General features: G+C 59.7%; 16 protein-coding genes, 1 pseudogene and 1 riboswitch. Of the genes and pseudogenes, 10 read left to right on the top strand and 7 right to left on the bottom strand.

Features of this window, described 5'->3' with window-relative positions:
• Positions 1–62 precede the first annotated feature (62 nt).
• The 6 genes from ACKTSJ_RS02070 to ACKTSJ_RS02045 all read left to right on the top strand — a co-directional run bounded on the left by ACKTSJ_RS02070 (position 63) and on the right by ACKTSJ_RS02045 (position 5653).
• Positions 63–1664, top strand: a complete 1602-nt coding sequence (locus ACKTSJ_RS02070; protein WP_407896899.1) for an ABC-F family ATPase — start codon at positions 63–65, stop codon at positions 1662–1664.
• A 126-nt stretch (positions 1665–1790) separates the two neighbouring features.
• Positions 1791–2615, top strand: a complete 825-nt coding sequence (murI, locus tag ACKTSJ_RS02065) for a glutamate racemase (protein ID WP_407896897.1) — start codon at positions 1791–1793, stop codon at positions 2613–2615.
• 20 nt (positions 2616–2635) lie between these two features.
• Positions 2636–3340, top strand: a complete 705-nt coding sequence (locus ACKTSJ_RS02060) for a polysaccharide deacetylase family protein (RefSeq protein ID WP_407896895.1) — start codon at positions 2636–2638, stop codon at positions 3338–3340.
• 78 nt (positions 3341–3418) lie between these two features.
• Positions 3419–4270, top strand: a complete 852-nt coding sequence (purU, locus tag ACKTSJ_RS02055) for a formyltetrahydrofolate deformylase (RefSeq protein WP_407896893.1) — start codon at positions 3419–3421, stop codon at positions 4268–4270.
• A 66-nt stretch (positions 4271–4336) separates the two neighbouring features.
• Positions 4337–5287 (top strand): serine/threonine protein kinase, encoded by a 951-nt coding sequence (locus ACKTSJ_RS02050; RefSeq protein ID WP_407896891.1) that lies wholly within the window; start codon positions 4337–4339, stop codon positions 5285–5287.
• The gene (locus ACKTSJ_RS02045) at positions 5288–5653 is read left to right on the top strand and encodes a hypothetical protein (RefSeq protein WP_407896889.1); all 366 of its coding nucleotides are present in this window, start codon (positions 5288–5290) and stop codon (positions 5651–5653) included.
• A gap of 70 nt (positions 5654–5723) precedes the next feature.
• On the opposite strand, the gene ACKTSJ_RS02040 is transcribed toward ACKTSJ_RS02045, so the two are convergent.
• The 3 genes from ACKTSJ_RS02040 to ACKTSJ_RS02030 all read right to left on the bottom strand — a co-directional run bounded on the left by ACKTSJ_RS02040 (position 5724) and on the right by ACKTSJ_RS02030 (position 8343).
• Positions 5724–7079 (bottom strand): ammonium transporter, encoded by a 1356-nt coding sequence (locus ACKTSJ_RS02040; protein WP_407897111.1) that lies wholly within the window; start codon positions 7077–7079, stop codon positions 5724–5726.
• Positions 7080–7170: 91 nt separating this feature from the next.
• Complete coding sequence (gene glnK / locus ACKTSJ_RS02035; RefSeq protein ID WP_407896887.1) at positions 7171–7509, bottom strand: P-II family nitrogen regulator; 339 nt, start codon at positions 7507–7509, stop codon at positions 7171–7173.
• A gap of 93 nt (positions 7510–7602) precedes the next feature.
• Positions 7603–8343 carry a TorF family putative porin gene (locus tag ACKTSJ_RS02030; protein WP_407896885.1) on the bottom strand — a complete coding sequence of 247 codons (741 nt, stop codon included), beginning with the start codon at positions 8341–8343 and terminating at the stop codon, positions 7603–7605.
• A gap of 419 nt (positions 8344–8762) precedes the next feature.
• Between ACKTSJ_RS02030 and ACKTSJ_RS02025 the strand changes: the two genes are divergently transcribed.
• The 4 genes from ACKTSJ_RS02025 (at position 8763) to ACKTSJ_RS02010 (ending at position 13092) form a co-directional block, all read left to right on the top strand.
• Positions 8763–8975, top strand: a complete 213-nt coding sequence (locus ACKTSJ_RS02025) for an accessory factor UbiK family protein (RefSeq protein WP_407896883.1) — start codon at positions 8763–8765, stop codon at positions 8973–8975.
• Between the two features lie 46 nt (positions 8976–9021).
• On the top strand, positions 9022–10512 hold the full coding sequence (locus tag ACKTSJ_RS02020) for a YifB family Mg chelatase-like AAA ATPase (protein ID WP_407896882.1): 1491 nt from the start codon (positions 9022–9024) through the stop codon (positions 10510–10512).
• 187 nt (positions 10513–10699) lie between these two features.
• Positions 10700–10803, top strand: a riboswitch (TPP riboswitch).
• A 25-nt stretch (positions 10804–10828) separates the two neighbouring features.
• Positions 10829–12700, top strand: coding sequence for a phosphomethylpyrimidine synthase ThiC (thiC, locus tag ACKTSJ_RS02015; protein ID WP_407896880.1), 1872 nt, complete (start codon positions 10829–10831; stop codon positions 12698–12700).
• A 35-nt stretch (positions 12701–12735) separates the two neighbouring features.
• Positions 12736–13092, top strand: coding sequence for a YkgJ family cysteine cluster protein (locus ACKTSJ_RS02010; RefSeq protein WP_407896878.1), 357 nt, complete (start codon positions 12736–12738; stop codon positions 13090–13092).
• On the opposite strand, the gene ACKTSJ_RS02005 is transcribed toward ACKTSJ_RS02010, so the two are convergent.
• From ACKTSJ_RS02005 to ACKTSJ_RS01990, 4 genes and pseudogenes are all read right to left on the bottom strand, one after another.
• The gene (locus tag ACKTSJ_RS02005; protein WP_407896876.1) at positions 13011–13697 is read right to left on the bottom strand and encodes an FKBP-type peptidyl-prolyl cis-trans isomerase; all 687 of its coding nucleotides are present in this window, start codon (positions 13695–13697) and stop codon (positions 13011–13013) included. The genes ACKTSJ_RS02010 and ACKTSJ_RS02005 overlap by 82 nt on opposite strands.
• A 130-nt stretch (positions 13698–13827) precedes the next feature.
• Complete coding sequence (locus ACKTSJ_RS02000) at positions 13828–14154, bottom strand: hypothetical protein (RefSeq protein ID WP_407896874.1); 327 nt, start codon at positions 14152–14154, stop codon at positions 13828–13830.
• Positions 14154–14510 (bottom strand): annotated as a pseudogene (locus tag ACKTSJ_RS01995) (transposase); the annotation flags it as partial. The gene ACKTSJ_RS02000 and the pseudogene ACKTSJ_RS01995, both read right to left, overlap by 1 nt.
• Positions 14511–14831: 321 nt before the next feature.
• A partial coding sequence (locus ACKTSJ_RS01990; RefSeq protein WP_407896872.1) for a transposase occupies positions 14832–15384 on the bottom strand: 553 nt, incomplete at its 5' end.

Genomic DNA, 15384 nt, shown 5'->3' with positions numbered 1-15384 from the left:
GCCGCCGGGTCGAAGCCTGCGGTCAGTGGTAGAATGCGCGCCTTCAAAAATAAGGCAGTCCCATGTTATCCACCGCAAATATCACCATGCAGTTCGGCGCCAAGCCGTTGTTCGAGAACGTCTCTGTCAAATTCGGCGACGGCAACCGCTACGGCCTGATCGGCGCCAACGGCTGCGGCAAGTCCACCTTCATGAAGATCCTTGGGCGCGACCTGGAGCAATCCTCGGGCGAGGTCATGCTGGACCGCGGCGAACGCCTCGGAAAGCTGCGCCAGGACCAGTTCGCCTTCGAGGACATGCGCGTGCTGGACGTGGTGATGATGGGCCATGCCGAGATGTGGGAAGCGATGAGCGCCCGCGACGCGATCTACGCCAATCCCGATGCGAGCGAGGAAGACTATATGCGCGCCGCCGATCTGGAAGCGACCTTTGCCGAATACGACGGCTACACCGCCGAAGCGCGGGCGGGAGAATTGCTGAACGGCGTCGGCATCGCGCAGGAATTGCATCAGGGCACGATGAGCGCGGTCGCGCCCGGCTTCAAGCTGCGCGTGCTGCTGGCGCAGGCCTTGTTCTCCAATCCGGACATCCTGCTGCTGGACGAGCCGACCAACAACCTCGACATTAACACCATCCGCTGGCTGGAGGACATCCTCAACGCGCGCAATTCGACGATGATCATCATCTCGCACGACCGCCACTTCCTGAACAGCGTATGCACCCACATGGCCGACCTGGACTACGGCAAGATCACCATCTATCCGGGCAACTACAACGACTACATGCTGGCCTCCACGCAGGCGCGCGAGCAGCAGTCCGCCGACAACGCCAAGGCCAAGGAAAAGATCGCCGAGCTGAAGGCGTTCGTAGCGCGCTTTTCCGCCAATGCCTCCAAGGCCAAACAGGCCACCAGTCGGGCGCGCCAGATCGACAAGATCAAGGTCGAGGACATCAAGCCTTCCAGCCGCCAGTACCCCTTCATCCGTTTCGAATACGACGAGCGCGAGAAGCTGCACCGGACCGCGGTCGAAGTGCAGAAGATGGCCAAGGGCTTCGACAAGATGCTGTTCTCCAATGTCAACTTTCGCATCGACGCGGGCGAGAAAGTCGCCATCATCGGCCCCAACGGGATCGGCAAGACAACTTTGCTGCGCTGCCTCGCCGGCGATCTGCAACCGGACACCGGCACCATCAAGTGGGCGGAAAAAGCCAAACTCGGCTATTACGCGCAGGATCACGCCGCCGATTTTGCCGAGGACAAGGACATGATGACGTGGATGACCGACTGGCGCGGCCCGTCCGACGACGACCAGGTGGTGCGCGGCACGCTGGGACGTTTGCTGTTTTCCGGCGACGATGTGAAGAAAAAAGTGAAAGTTCTTTCCGGCGGCGAGAAGGGCCGCATGTTATTCGGCAAACTGATGCTGGCAAAACCGAACGTACTGCTGATGGACGAGCCGACCAACCACATGGACATGGAAGCCATCGAATCGCTTAACACCGCACTCGACCTATTCAAAGGCACGCTGGTCTTCGTCAGCCATGACCGCGAGTTCGTGTCGTCGCTGGCGACGCGCATCATCGAAATTTCGGCCAGGGGCGTGAACGACTACCACGGCACCTATGAAGAATTCCTGCGCGACCAGATGGAAGAAAAAGCCTGAACCATTCGCCACGGATGAACACCGATGAGCACGGATAAGGCAAACCATAAGTCGCGCACCCAGTGCGTGTTGTCTCTCGGTATTATCCGTGTCTATCCGTGTTCATCCGTGGCTGATTAAATCAGTATGGACTCTCCTTATCCCCATACTTCCAGAACCATCGGCGTATTCGATTCCGGCGTGGGCGGCCTCTCGGTGCTGCAACACATCCGTGCCGCCTTGCCTGATGCGCACCTCGTTTATATCGCCGACTCGGGCCACGTGCCCTACGGCGACAAGTCGCCTGCGTATATCGAAGCGCGTTCGCTGGCGCTGACGCGTTTCCTCGTCGGCCTGGGCGCGGAGGCGGTCGTCATCGCCTGCAATACCGCAACGGCAGCCGCCGCCCATTCATTGCGGGTCCGGTTCAACCGCCTGCCTATCGTGGCGATGGAGCCGGCGGTCAAACCCGCCGTCGCCGCGACGAAGACGGGCGTGGTTGGTGTGCTGGCCACGGTCGGCACGCTGGAGAGCGCGCGCTTCGCCGCGCTGCTGGAAAAATATGCGGGCAACGCGAAGATCGTCACCCAGGGCTGTCCGGGCCTGGTCGAGGCAGTGGAGCGCGGCGACCTGCACAGTATCGAGACACGCCGTCTGGTCGAGCGTTACACCGCGCCGCTGCTCAAGGCGGGCGCCGACACCCTGATCCTGGGCTGCACCCACTATCCCTTCCTCGCACCGCTGATCCGCGAAGTGGTTGACGACGGGATTACGTTGATCGATACCGGCGCCGCCGTCGCGCGCGAACTGAAGCGCCGGGTCGAGGGCGAATTGCCGCCCCGTGTTACCCAGGGCGGCATCGGCGGCGAGACCTTCTTCACCAGCGGCGACGAGGCGCATGCGACGCGCATCATGTCGGCGTTATGGGGCGGCGCTGTCGTTGTTGAAAGTCTGCCGGACGAATTCCTGTGACGGTGCGATCGCTGTTTCTCATGCTGGCTGTCTTTGCCGCACCCTGGGCGTTGGCGGAACAGCCGCCGAAAGAGATACACGACCTGCTGGCCGCCGGGCCGCAGGGAAGCAAGCAGATTGCGCTGACGCTGGATGCCTGCTCCGGCAAGTTCGATGACGATCTGGTCGAATACCTCATCCGCAAGCGCATCCCGGCGACGATCTTCGCCACCAAGAAGTGGCTGGACAGGAATCCCAAAGGGCTTGCCATCGTCAAGACGCACCTTGATCTGTTCGATGTCGAAGATCACGGCGAAAGACATATCCCGGCAGTGATCGGCAAGGGTCGCACGGTCTATGGCATCCCCGGCGAGCCGGATGTGATCCACCTGCGCCGCGAAGTGGTGGAAGGCGCACGCGCCGTGCAGGAAGCCACAGGTGTCGCGCCGCATTGGTACCGCGGCGCCACGGGCGAATACGACGATGAGTCGATCAAGGAGATCGACCGGTTGGGCTACAAGATCGCCGGTTTCTCCGTGAATGCCGACGACGGGGCGACCTCGAAAAGACTCGCCATCGAAAAGAGACTGGCACGCGTCAAACCGGGCGACGTGATCCTCGCGCATATGAACAAACCCTCCTCCGACTCTGCCGAAGGATTGGCGGCCGGGCTGGACTACCTGCTCAAAAAGGACTTCCTGTTCGTGCGGCTGGATCAGGTTGATCTGCAGCAGCTGCCGAAATAAAGGACACCGTCCAAGCGATTTCCTCGACGAAACGCAGTAATCCGTTAAAATCTGGCGGCCATAGACAGGGAACTTCGCATGACCACCCCCCATTTCACCCTCACCATCTCCTGCCCCGACCGCTCCGGCATCATTGCCGCCGTGACCGGCTTCATCGCGCAGCTTGGCGGTTTCATCGTCGAGGCGAGTTATCACACCGAGCAGGAGGCACAACGCTTCTTTATGCGGCAGGAGATCCGCGCCGATTCCCTGCCGTTCGATGCGGCAGAGTTCCGCCGCCGTTTCAAGCCGCTGGCGGACGAGTTCGGCATGGATTGGCAACTGACCGATTCCACCCTCCGGAAAAGACTGGTCGTGCTGGTGAGCAAGCAGGCACACTGTCTGGACGATCTTCTCTACCGCTGGCGCAGCGGCGAATTGCAGGTGGATATTCCCTGCGTGATCTCCAACCACGAGGATTTGCGCGGCTTCGTCGAGTGGCACGGCATTCCCTTCATTCATCTGGACATGGCGGACAAGGCAGCCGCGTTTGAAAAGATCGCCGCACTGTTCGAACAGGAGCGCGGCGACTGCATGGTGCTGGCGCGCTTCATGCAGGTCCTGCCGACGGCCCTGTGCCGCCGCTGGCCCGGACGCATCCTCAACATCCATCACAGTTTCCTGCCTTCCTTCGCCGGTGCCAAACCGTACCATCAGGCCTACCAGCGCGGGGTCAAGCTGATCGGCGCGACCTGTCATTACGTCACCGAGGCGCTGGATGCGGGGCCGATCATCGAACAGGACACCGTGCGCATCGACCACGGCGACACGCCGGACGACCTGGTGCGTTACGGGCGCGACATCGAAAAGACCGTGCTGGCGCGGGGCCTGCGCTACCACGTGGAAGACCGCGTGCTGGTGTGCGGCAACAAGACCATCGTGTTTCGCTAAACCTGCCGCGAACTAAATGGCCAGTGCGAAGTCTATGGCCTGTCTTCCAACCCGCGTGACTGATTGATGTCCGTCTCCCGCATCGGCCCCTATTCCATCGTACGCGAACTGGGAGAGGGTGCGACTTCCAACGTCTATCTGGCGATCCGCGACAAATCGTTCGCTTCGGTCGCGCTCAAGCAGTTGCGCAAAGGCTGCCAGACCGACTTGCACAAGGCCATGTTCGCCACCGAGGTCGAGCTCGGGCACAGGATGGAACACAAGAACATCGTGCGCGTGCTGGATGCGGACCTCGCCGAAAAGAGCGGCGCCTATCTGGTGATGGAATACGTGAACGGCGTGCCACTCGACCACCATGATCATCCGGATACCTTGCTGCCGCTGGAAAAAGTATTGTCCGTCATCGAACAGGTGGCGGGCGCGCTGCACTATGCGGCTGCCCTCGGGGTGGTGCACCGCGATGTCAAACCGGGCAACCTCATTCTCAAACCGAACGGCATCGCCAAACTGGCCGATTTTGGCTGCGCCATTCCGCACAGCCAGATGGGCGCGGTGGTGGCGGGAAGCCTGGCCTATATGTCGCCGGAACAACTGGAGGGCGAGGCGCTGGACCAGCGCGCCGACATCTATGCGCTGGGTGCGGTGCTGTATCGATTGCTCACCGGCAAGCACACCTTCGAGGCGGACAACCAGTTCGATGCGCGCATGGCGATCCTCAACTTCCCTATCACGCCCATCCAGACCTATCGTAATGGCTTGCCGAAGATATTGGTCGACTTTATCTCACGCGCGTTGGAAAAAAACATCGATCGCCGTTTTCAGACCTGGGAAACATTTATCGATGACTTCGCGATCGTGGCGAAGACGATCCGTGAATCCGAGGACGACCTCGACATGTATCGCGGCTTCAGTATGAACACGCAAAAAGTCATCTCGTACAATCTCTCCACCTCCCGCCAACTCTCGCGTAGCGGCTATTCACGCAGCGGCTTCTCGCGGAGCAGTATGCCGGACTGAATGACCGGGCGCCGCACTGTGGCACGGTATTCGCTAGACATTCTGTCAAACAGACAAAAATGCATCCATCATGAAAATTGCTTACGACGAATCGGCAAGTTCACTGCCTACGACGAGTTACTCGACGACGCTCAATGCCCGCGTGTTGCCGCCCAACCGTTCTTTGAATATTTGAATTCATTGGATTCCGATGAGCTCCTGGCGCGGCGTGAGGCGGTTGAAGCCACCATCATGGCGATGGGCATCACCTTCACGATCTACAGCGAGGCCGGCAATATCGACAGGGCGTGGCCCTTCGATGTGATTCCTCGGGTGATACCCATCCAAGCCGGGTTAAAGCAAAGACTGAAGGCGCTCAATCGATAGCAGTCTGCTAAAAAAAGGGCACCTTGCGGTGCCCTTGAAAAGGAGCCGGGGAGGCTCCAGGGAGGAGAGATTACACGTTGTAGGCGCGCTCGCCGTGTGTCGCGGTGTCCAGACCTTCGCGCTCGGCTTCTTCCGAGACACGCAGCCCCATGACCATGTCGACCAGCTTGAAGCAGACGAAGGCGACCACACCGGACCAGACGATGGTGATCAGCACACCAGTCGCCTGAGTCATCACTTGGTGCATCATCTCGTAGTCCTTTACACCCACGCCGCCCAGTGCCGGCGAAACGAAGATGCCGGTGCCGATCGCGCCGATGATGCCGCCCACTGCGTGGATGCCGAACACGTCCAGCGAGTCGTCATAGCCCAGCGACTTCTTCAGGCCGGTCACCGCCCACAGACAGACCGGGCCGACGATCAGACCGAGGATGATGGCGCCCATCGGGCCGACCAGACCGGCAGCCGGGGTGACGGCGACCAGACCAGCCACTGCGCCGGAAGCGATACCCAGCATGGAAGTCTTGCCGCGCCACATCTTCTCGGCAGCCATCCAGCTCAGAGCTGCAGTGGCGGTGGCGACGATGGTGTTCAGGAAGGCCAGTGCTGCACCGCCGGTGGCTTCCAGGTTGGAGCCGGCGTTGAAACCGAACCAGCCCACCCACAGCAGGGATGCACCGATCATGGTCATCGGCAAGTTGTGCGGAGCCATCGGCTCTTTACCGTAACCGATACGCTTGCCGATCACGATGGCACCGACCAGTGCCGCGATACCGGCGTTGATGTGCACCACGGTGCCGCCCGCGAAGTCCAGCGCGCCCTTCTCGAACAGGTAGCCGCCGGCCGCCCACACCATGTGTGCGATCGGCAGGTAGGCGAAGGTGAACCACAGTGCGGAGAACACCATCAGCGAGCCGAACTTGATGCGCTCTGCGAAGCCGCCGATGATCAGCGCGGTGGTGATCGCCGCGAAGGTCAGCTGGAAGGCAACGAAGGTGAACTCGGGGATCACCACGCCGTCCGTGAAGGTGGCTGCAGTGCTGTCGCCGGTCATGCCAGCCAGGAACAGCTTGGCGGTGTCGCCGATCATCCAGTTCATCGAGCCGCCGTCGCCGAAAGCCAGCGAGTAGCCGTAGATCACCCACAGGATGGAGATCAGCGCGAAGATGCCGAACACTTGTGACAGAACGGACAGCATGTTCTTGGCGCGCACCAGGCCACCGTAGAAAAGGGACAGGCCCGGAACGATCATCAGGATCACCAGCAGTGTGGACAGCATCATCCAGGTGGTGTCGCCTTTATCAGGCACGGGTGCAGCGGCCGCCGCCTCGGCGGTTGCTGTCACGGCTTCGGCAGCAGGGGCTGCTTCCTCGGCGAACGAGGGGCTGACTGCGCCGAACAACACGGCCAGCAGGGTGAACATCATAAAGAATTTTTTGGCTACGTCGTAACCCCAGCTTACGCTGGCGTTAGCCTTCGCCGAAACTTCGCTTCGCTTCGTTTTCATCATGCTCTCCTTAAAGGGCTTCGGGACCGACTTCGCCGGTGCGGATACGGATCACTTGCTCGAGGTCGGATACGAAGATCTTGCCGTCGCCGATCTTGCCGGTCTGGGAGGCTTTTTCGATTGCCTCGATCACGCGATCCAGTTGCTCGTCCTTGATGGCGGCTTCCAGCTTGATCTTGGGCAGGAAGTCCACCACATATTCCGCACCGCGATACAACTCGGTGTGGCCCTTTTGGCGACCGAAACCTTTGACTTCGGTGACGGTGATGCCTTGCACATCCATCGCGGACAGTGCTTCGCGCACTTCGTCCAGCTTGAACGGCTTGATGATTGCAGTGACCATTTTCATCTTTATCTCCAGAATTGAACGTTGCCTTTACGCTTTACCCCTCTCCCGAGGGAGGAGGGGTAGAGGGAAGGAATTACGTTGAGAACAAGCGACTCAAAATGAGTGACTCAGGGAAGCGACAACCGTGCTCTTGCCCAGTTTCTTGTTGAGGACGGTGTACGCTGCACTGGCATTGGTGTCGCTGAACGCAAGGCCAAACACATAACCGCCCACATCTTTGCTGGCACTCAACTTGTAGTCCGTGTAGCTCAGGTTGGTTGCCCCGGCTCCTGCATTACTGCCCTTGTAATCCTGGCGCCCCAGATGTGCACCGAGCGAGAGTCCCAGCTCCTCCAGCGCATAAGAGGCGTTCAACTCGTAATACACAGTACCTGCGGCATCATTCACGCCGAAGGTGTCACCGAGCGAATAGGAGAGCTTGGCGGTTATGATGGAATAACTGACCGCACCGTAGAGTTCATTGGTGTTGGCCTTGGTGTTGCCCGCGTAGTCCCCCGGATAGTTGTAGCGCAAGAATCCCGCATCATAAGCGATGTCGCCCACCGCCCCCTTGTAGCCGGCATAGGTATCCAGTTCCGTGCTGGCATGGGTGGCGATGCCCGCATCCTGCAACCAGCTGATGCTGGAACCCCATACACCCGCATACAAGCCGCTGGGATGCGCATAGTCGAAGCCGCCTTGAATGGCGGGGCCCCTACCGGTTTGCGAGATGCCACGGTACAGATAATCGGAGGTGATGCTCACGTTTGCGCTGAAGGGAGAGGCTTCTTCAGCCATGGCAGGCGCAGCGAACGCAGCAACCAGAGCGGCAACGAGCAGTTTTTTCTTCAACATGGTATTTCCTTTCGTTAGGTTTCAAAGCGGGATAAAAGTATCCACGCCCAACATTAAGCAGCTACCGTGCCAACTCCTGTAAACTCGATAAGGACAGGCTTTCGTTGGGTTTAAGTCGCCCATTGAAAAAAACGGAATGCACCGGTAGCGCGCGCAGCATGGCGCAGGCGCACCGCTCTGGTGCGATGCGCTACGGGTGAAATCAACCCGGGCCGCAAGTGGACACATCGCTGCTTATGACGGGGTCTGTTGATTGCAGGACGACGGGGTTGCGGTGGAGGTTCATGCGCAAAGCGCGTTAGACCGAAACGGCAACGGCCTTGCGGCTTCTCCCCCGCCGGAGGGCTGCGCCCGCCGTGTTGGTATGGCCGGGCGTGGCTGGTACACTGCCAGACACCGTTAATCAGAGGGGAAGCACAATGTTGAACACGAAATTCTTTGAAGAAATGTCATCGAAGCTAAGTGAGGCTGTGGCCAACAGCCCGGCCAAAGACTTCGAGAAGAACGCCCGTGCGCTGCTGGCACAGGGATTCTCCAAGCTCGATCTGGTCACGCGCGAAGAGTACGAAGTGCTGGCGGCGCGCCAGGACAAACTGGAAGCGCGCCTGGCTGAACTGGAAGCCCGGCAGTAATGCGCAACTACCCCGCCCTTCCCGTCTGCGCCGGAACGGAAGACTGATGGGGCTCGCCGTTCTCTACAGCCGCGCCCTGTCCGGCATGGAGGCGGCGCAGGTCACGGTGGAAGTGCACCTGGCCAACGGGCTGCCCCAGTTCACCCTCGTCGGCCTCCCCGAGGCGGAAGTGAAAGAGAGCAAGGATCGCGTGCGCGCGGCCTTGCAAAACTGCCAGTTCGAATTTCCCGCGCGGCGTATCACCGTCAACCTCGCGCCGGCCGATCTACCCAAGGAAAGCGGGCGTTTCGATCTGCCGATCGCGCTGGGGATCCTCGCGGCATCCGGCCAGATCCCCGCCAACCGGCTGAACGAATACGAATTTGCCGGAGAGCTCGCCCTGACCGGCGAGCTGCGCCCGATCCGCGGCGCGCTGGCGATGACCTACCGCGCCGCCGATTCTGGCCGCGCCTTCATTCTGCCTGCCGTGAACGCTCCCGAAGCGGCGCTGGTACAGGATGCCGTGGTGCATCCGGCGCAATCCTTGTTGCAGGTGGCCGCGCATCTGACCGGGCGCGAACTGCTGACGCGCTTCATTCCGCAGACAGAAGGGGTCGCGCCGCATTACCCAGACATGAAGGAAGTGAAAGGTCAGACAGCTTCCAAGCGTGCGTTGGAGATCGCCGCGGCGGGCGGACATTCCGTGCTGATGTCCGGCCCGCCCGGCACCGGCAAAAGCATGCTGGCGGCGCGCTTCCCCGGCATCCTGCCGCAGATGACGCAACAGGAAGCGCTGGAGTCCGCCGCCATGCAATCCCTGGGAGGCCAGTTCGAAATCGTGAACTGGAAACGCCGCCCCTACCGTGCGCCGCATCACACCGCGAGCGCGGTGGCGCTGGTTGGCGGCGGCAGCAACCCGCGTCCGGGCGAGATTTCGGTGGCGATGCACGGCGTGTTGTTTCTGGATGAGTTGCCGGAGTTCGATCGCAAGGTGCTGGAGGTGTTGCGCGAGCCGCTGGAGAGCGGACACATCACCATCTCGCGCGCCGCGCGGCGCGCCGATTTCAAGGCGCAGTTCCAGTTGCTTGCCGCAATGAACCCGTGCCCCTGCGGCTATCTGGGACATTTCAACGGCAAATGCCGCTGCACCCCGGACCAGGTGGCGCGCTATCGCGGCAAGATTTCCGGTCCGCTGCTGGACCGCATCGATATTCAGATTGAAGTCCCCGCCGTGCCGCAGGAAGATTTGTTGAAACAATCCGATGGCGAAAGCAGCAGCGCTATTCAAGTGCGCGTGGAAGCGGCGCGGCAACGCCAACTGGCACGGCAGGGCAAACCGAACGCGCAACTCTCCGTGACCGAGATCGACACCTGGTGCGCGCCCGATGCGCAAGGCGAAGCCTTGCTGCGTCAGGCCATCACCCGCTTGAACCTATCCGCCCGTGCCTATCACCGCATCCTCAAAGTCGCTCGCACCATTGCCGATCTTGAAAATGCGAATGACATCGCCACCCGGCATATTGCCGAGGCCATCCAATATCGCCGGATGAATCTCTGAACAGGCACGGGGTGCCGCGTCATGTTGAGTGCGATCAAAAAACTGGCGGCCGCAACCGCTACTTTCGGTTTCACCACCGCGCTTAATTCGCTACATCAACGTGCACGGCACGCGCATATAGCCGTTGCTCATGCAAGGGCATGCGCCTGTTTTGGCTTGTCTTTCTCCCCTGTTTCCAGTACCTTGCGTCCCTCGCTAGGGGTCTGCCCGAGAAATCAAATCATGGCAGTGAGACACACCCTTTGAACCTGTACGGGTCATGCCGTCGTAGGGAAGCATTCTTCCGATGCTCCCCGCTAATTTTTGGAGCATCACAATGAACGCCAATCCCCAATTCCTCGCCACCGCTGCCCACGTCGATGCGGCCGCCGTCAAGCCGTTGCCGAATTCGCGCAAGGTCTATGTGCAAGGTTCGCGTCCCGACATTCAAGTGCCGATGCGCGAGATCACGCAGGACGAGACGCCCGCCAGCATGGGCGCGGAAGTGAACCCGCCGGTTTATGTGTACGACTGTTCCGGCCCTTACACCGACCCTGCAGTGAAGATCGACATCCGCTCCGGTTTGGCCGAGATGCGCGCAGGCTGGATCGCAGAACGCGACGACACCGAAGCCTTGCCGCATCTGACTTCCGAATACGGCCGCCAGCGTTTGAACGACCCCGCACTGGCCGACATGCGCTTCAACCTGCAGCACACCCCGCGCAAGGCCAAGCCCGGCAAGAACGTGACGCAGATGCACTACGCACGCCAAGGCATCATCACGCCCGAGATGGAATACATCGCCATCCGCGAGAACCAAAAAGTGGATGGCATGAACGAGATGATGCTGAAACAGCATCCGGGCGAGAACTTCGGCAAGGCGATGCCGAAGAAAATCACGCCGGAATTTGTGCGCGCCGAAGTGGCGGCGGGTCGCGCGGTGATCACCGCCAACATCAACCACCCCGAGATCGAGCCCATGATCATCGGCCGCAACTTCCTGGTGAAGATCAACGCCAACATCGGCAACTCCGCGCTCGGTTCGAGCATCCAGGAAGAAGTCGAGAAAATGACCTGGGCGATCCGTTGGGGTGGCGACACGGTGATGGATTTGAGCACCGGCAAGAACATCCACGAGACGCGCGAGTGGATCATCCGCAACTCTCCCGTCCCCATCGGCACCGTGCCGATTTATCAGGCACTGGAGAAAGTGAACGGCAAGGCGGAAGACCTGACCTGGGAGATTTTCAAGGACACTCTGATCGAGCAAGCCGAACAGGGCGTGGACTACTTCACCATTCATGCGGGCGTGTTGCTGCGTTACATCCCGATGACGGCGAACCGCATGACCGGCATCGTGTCGCGCGGCGGCTCCATCATGGCGAAGTGGTGCCTGGCACACCACAAGGAAAATTTCCTCTACACGCATTTCGAAGAAATCTGCGAAATCATGAAAGCCTACGACGTGACCTTCTCACTGGGCGACGGCTTGCGTCCAGGCTCCATCTACGATGCCAACGACGAAGCACAACTGGGCGAACTCAAGACCTTGGGCGAACTCACCCAGATCGCGTGGAAGCATGATGTGCAAGTGATGATCGAAGGCCCCGGCCATGTTCCGATGCACATGATCAAGGAGAACATGGATCTGCAACTGAAGTGGTGCCACGAAGCGCCGTTCTACACGCTGGGCCCACTGACGCAAGACATCGCGCCTGGCTACGACCACATTACTTCTGCGATTGGTGCGGCGATGATCGGCTGGTTCGGCACCGCCATGCTCTGCTACGTCACGCCCAAGGAACACCTGGGCCTGCCCAACAAGGCCGACGTGAAGGAAGGCATCATCACCTACAAGATCGCAGCGCACGCGGCCGATCTCGCCAAGGGTCACCCCGGCGCGCAGGTGCGCGACAACGCGATGAGCAAGGCGCGTTTTGAATTCCGCTGGGAAGACCAGTTCAACCTCGGCCTCGACCCCGACCGCGCGCGCGAATTCCACGACGAGACGCTGCCCAAGGAATCCGCCAAAATCGCCCACTTCTGCTCCATGTGCGGCCCGCATTTCTGCTCGATGAAGATCAGCCAGGACGTGCGCGACTTCGCGGCGAAGGAAGGTCTGGACGAGCAGGCCGCGCTACTGAAGGGGATGGAGGTGAAGTCGGTGGAGTTTGTGAAGCAGGGGGCGGAGGTTTATCACAAGGCGTGATGAGCTTCGGACTGGCGCGGATATAATTTCGCACCATGAACTGCCGTCCCTCCTGCGCCGCCTGCTGCATCGCGCCTTCCATCACCTCGCCCCTGCCCGGCATGCCGAATGGCAAGCCTGCCGGGGTGCCGTGCGTGCAACTGGATGGCGAGTTGCGCTGCAAGGTGTTCGGCCAGCCGCAGCGCCCAGACCTTTGCGGCGGGTTGCAGCCTTCTGCCGAGATGTGCGGCGCATCGCGTGAACACGCGCTGGCGTGGCTGAACGAACTGGAACTGGCCACGCGCCCGACAATGCAGGCGCATTCAGCGCATCAGTTAACTTCGAGAAGTTCAACCTCGAATAGCAAGGTCGCATTGCCGGGGATCACGCCGCCCGCACCGCGACGGCCATAACCCATCTCAGGCGGGATGACCAAGGTGCGTTGACCGCCCACCTTCATGCCTTGCACGCCCATGTCCCAACCTTGGATGACCTGGCCCATGCCGAGCGGAAAATCGAACGGTTCGTCGCGGTCGCGCGAGCTGTCGAACTTCGTGCCCTTGTTGTCTGCTGCATTCTTGTCGAACAACCAACCGGTGTAATGCACCGTCACGTGTTGGCCTTCTTGCGCCTCTTCACCCTCACCCACCTTGGTATCCACCATGTCGGTCTTGATGACCTTGAGCAGCTTCACATCGAACACCAGCGTCGCATTCGGCGGGATCACGCCGCCCGCCCCGCGCGGGCCGTAGCCCATCTCGGGCGGGATCACCAACGTGCGCTGTCCGCCTTCCTTCATGCCGGCCACGCCCTCGTCCCAACCCTTGATCACGCGCCCGCCGCCCAGCGGAAAATCGAACGGCTCGTTCCGGTCGAGCGAACTGTCGAACTTCGCGCCCTTGTTCTCCGGTGCGCTCTCGTCAAAGAGCCAGCCGGTGTAATGCACGATGACGGTCTGCCCGGCCTGCGCTTCCGCGCCTTCGCCTAGTTTGGTGTCGGTTTGGATGAGGTCTGTCATGGAACAATTTCCTTATTAATATAGAGCCAATTAATGAGTGGCGTTGAAAAGTTTTGCCTAGATGGCTGGTGCAGATAGTAAATGGGAATTGGCCACGTATAAAAGGTGTCTGCAAACAACGCGCCACAATTTAGATTTCCTGTGGCATTAGTGCTAGACGATCAGCCTTAGGGAGCAGCAAATGATTTTCAACGGAATAGTCGACAATCGTTAGGCCATAACCAGTCAGTGCGCCAATTGATTTGGCATGTCCATTATGAAAATAATTGACTGGTGCATTTGTAATTTGATTTAAATATAGAACCCCACCATATTCTAGGCAATTCCCAATAGTCGGCAAATATACGAGCCTTGAAATATTCCTCGACCCAAGATTGGTCAGGAAGCTTACAAGTTGCGATTGTGCAACACCTTTTCTGTAAAAGTTCTCACGAGCAAAATTCTTGAGGTCGTGCATCAGGTGTTCATGTTCAAATAGATTTTTCCGCTCATCCACTCGTCATCGCATTCCGCCAGCAAGGCGGACACGAGGCGCAGGCAGGCATCGGGGTTCGGGAAGATGGAAGCAACGCGGGTTCTACGCTTCAGTTCGCGGTTGATGCGTTCCAGTCCGTTGGTTGTACGCAGCCGCACCCGGTGCGACGCGGGATAATCAAACACGGCAAATCCCATGGGCAGGTTTTCTTCCGCCCACGTCGCCAGTTTGGGCATTTCTTTGCGCCAAGCCTCAATGGCCTGATTCAGCAACCGTTGTGCTTCGTCCCGATCCGGGGCATTGAAGATGGCGCGAATACGGAGCGCCACCGGCTGACGTTGACATTGCAATGGCAGTTAGCGTAATAAAAACAGCAAAAAAGCGAGTAATGATGATTTTCATTGAAGACCTCGCTCTATCCTTGCGTGCATTCTTTCAGCCTTGGTGCGCGGCCCTCGGCGACGAGGAATTGCGGAAGCCCTTTGTTTTACTAGGAAATCGACGATGTCTGGAAGTTGATAGAGCGATTTTTTCCCGACCTTTACGCTGGTAATAAGCGGACAGCCCATTGCTTCCAAATTGGCCAAGTGTCCTACCGAGCGATTGTGCAACACCTTTTCTGTAAAAGTTCTCACGAGCAAAATTCTTGAGGTCGTGCATCAGGTGTTCATGTTCAAATAGATTTTTCCGCTCATCCACTCGTCATCGCATTCCGCCAGCAAGGCGGACACGAGGCGCAGGCAGGCATCGGGGTTCGGGAAGATGGAAGCAACGCGGGTTCTACGCTTCAGTTCGCGGTTGATGCGTTCCAGTCCGTTGGTTGTACGCAGCCGCACCCGGTGCGACGCGGGATAATCAAACACCGCAAATCCCATGGGCAGGTTTTCTTCCGCCCACGTCGCCAGTTTGGGCATCTCCTTGCGCCAAGCTTCGATAGCCTGGTTCAGCAAACGTTGTGCTTCGTCCCGATCCGGGGCATTGAAGATGGCGCGGATACGGAGCGCCACCGGCTGACGTTGATCTAGACGCGCCACATAAGCGCGTGCGTTTTGCTGCAAATGGAACTGGCAACGCTGCCACGGCACGCTGGGGAATACCGCCCGGCGCGCCGCCTTGAGTCCGGCATGGTCGTCGGATACGATCAGCTTGACCCCGCACAGACCGCGTCGCACCAGACTGTCGAGGAAGCTGCGCCAATGCACTTCCGCCTCC

It is taken from the genome of Ferrigenium sp. UT5, from assembly GCF_045866295.1.
Classification (GTDB): Bacteria; Pseudomonadota; Gammaproteobacteria; order Burkholderiales; family Gallionellaceae; genus Sideroxyarcus.
This window is presented reverse-complemented; position numbering and strand designations above follow the sequence as displayed.

What these genes read in the sequence shown, in the direction of transcription:
- ACKTSJ_RS02050 (WP_407896891.1), top strand. Translation starts at nt 4,337, where the DNA reads ATGTCCGTCTCCCGCATCGGCCCCTATTCCATCGTACGCGAACTGGGA.
- glnK (WP_407896887.1), bottom strand. Translation starts at nt 7,509, where the DNA reads ATGAAAATGGTCACTGCAATCATCAAGCCGTTCAAGCTGGACGAAGTG.
- ACKTSJ_RS02000 (WP_407896874.1), bottom strand. Translation starts at nt 14,154, where the DNA reads ATGCACGACCTCAAGAATTTTGCTCGTGAGAACTTTTACAGAAAAGGT.
- ACKTSJ_RS02025 (WP_407896883.1), top strand. Translation starts at nt 8,763, where the DNA reads ATGTTGAACACGAAATTCTTTGAAGAAATGTCATCGAAGCTAAGTGAG.
- ACKTSJ_RS02020 (WP_407896882.1), top strand. Translation starts at nt 9,022, where the DNA reads ATGGGGCTCGCCGTTCTCTACAGCCGCGCCCTGTCCGGCATGGAGGCG.
- ACKTSJ_RS02040 (WP_407897111.1), bottom strand. Translation starts at nt 7,079, where the DNA reads ATGATGTTCACCCTGCTGGCCGTGTTGTTCGGCGCAGTCAGCCCCTCG.
- ACKTSJ_RS02010 (WP_407896878.1), top strand. Translation starts at nt 12,736, where the DNA reads ATGAACTGCCGTCCCTCCTGCGCCGCCTGCTGCATCGCGCCTTCCATC.
- ACKTSJ_RS02060 (WP_407896895.1), top strand. Translation starts at nt 2,636, where the DNA reads ATGCTGGCTGTCTTTGCCGCACCCTGGGCGTTGGCGGAACAGCCGCCG.
- ACKTSJ_RS02045 (WP_407896889.1), top strand. Translation starts at nt 5,288, where the DNA reads ATGACCGGGCGCCGCACTGTGGCACGGTATTCGCTAGACATTCTGTCA.
- ACKTSJ_RS02005 (WP_407896876.1), bottom strand. Translation starts at nt 13,697, where the DNA reads ATGACAGACCTCATCCAAACCGACACCAAACTAGGCGAAGGCGCGGAA.
- purU (WP_407896893.1), top strand. Translation starts at nt 3,419, where the DNA reads ATGACCACCCCCCATTTCACCCTCACCATCTCCTGCCCCGACCGCTCC.
- ACKTSJ_RS02070 (WP_407896899.1), top strand. Translation starts at nt 63, where the DNA reads ATGTTATCCACCGCAAATATCACCATGCAGTTCGGCGCCAAGCCGTTG.
- ACKTSJ_RS02030 (WP_407896885.1), bottom strand. Translation starts at nt 8,343, where the DNA reads ATGTTGAAGAAAAAACTGCTCGTTGCCGCTCTGGTTGCTGCGTTCGCT.
- thiC (WP_407896880.1), top strand. Translation starts at nt 10,829, where the DNA reads ATGAACGCCAATCCCCAATTCCTCGCCACCGCTGCCCACGTCGATGCG.
- murI (WP_407896897.1), top strand. Translation starts at nt 1,791, where the DNA reads ATGGACTCTCCTTATCCCCATACTTCCAGAACCATCGGCGTATTCGAT.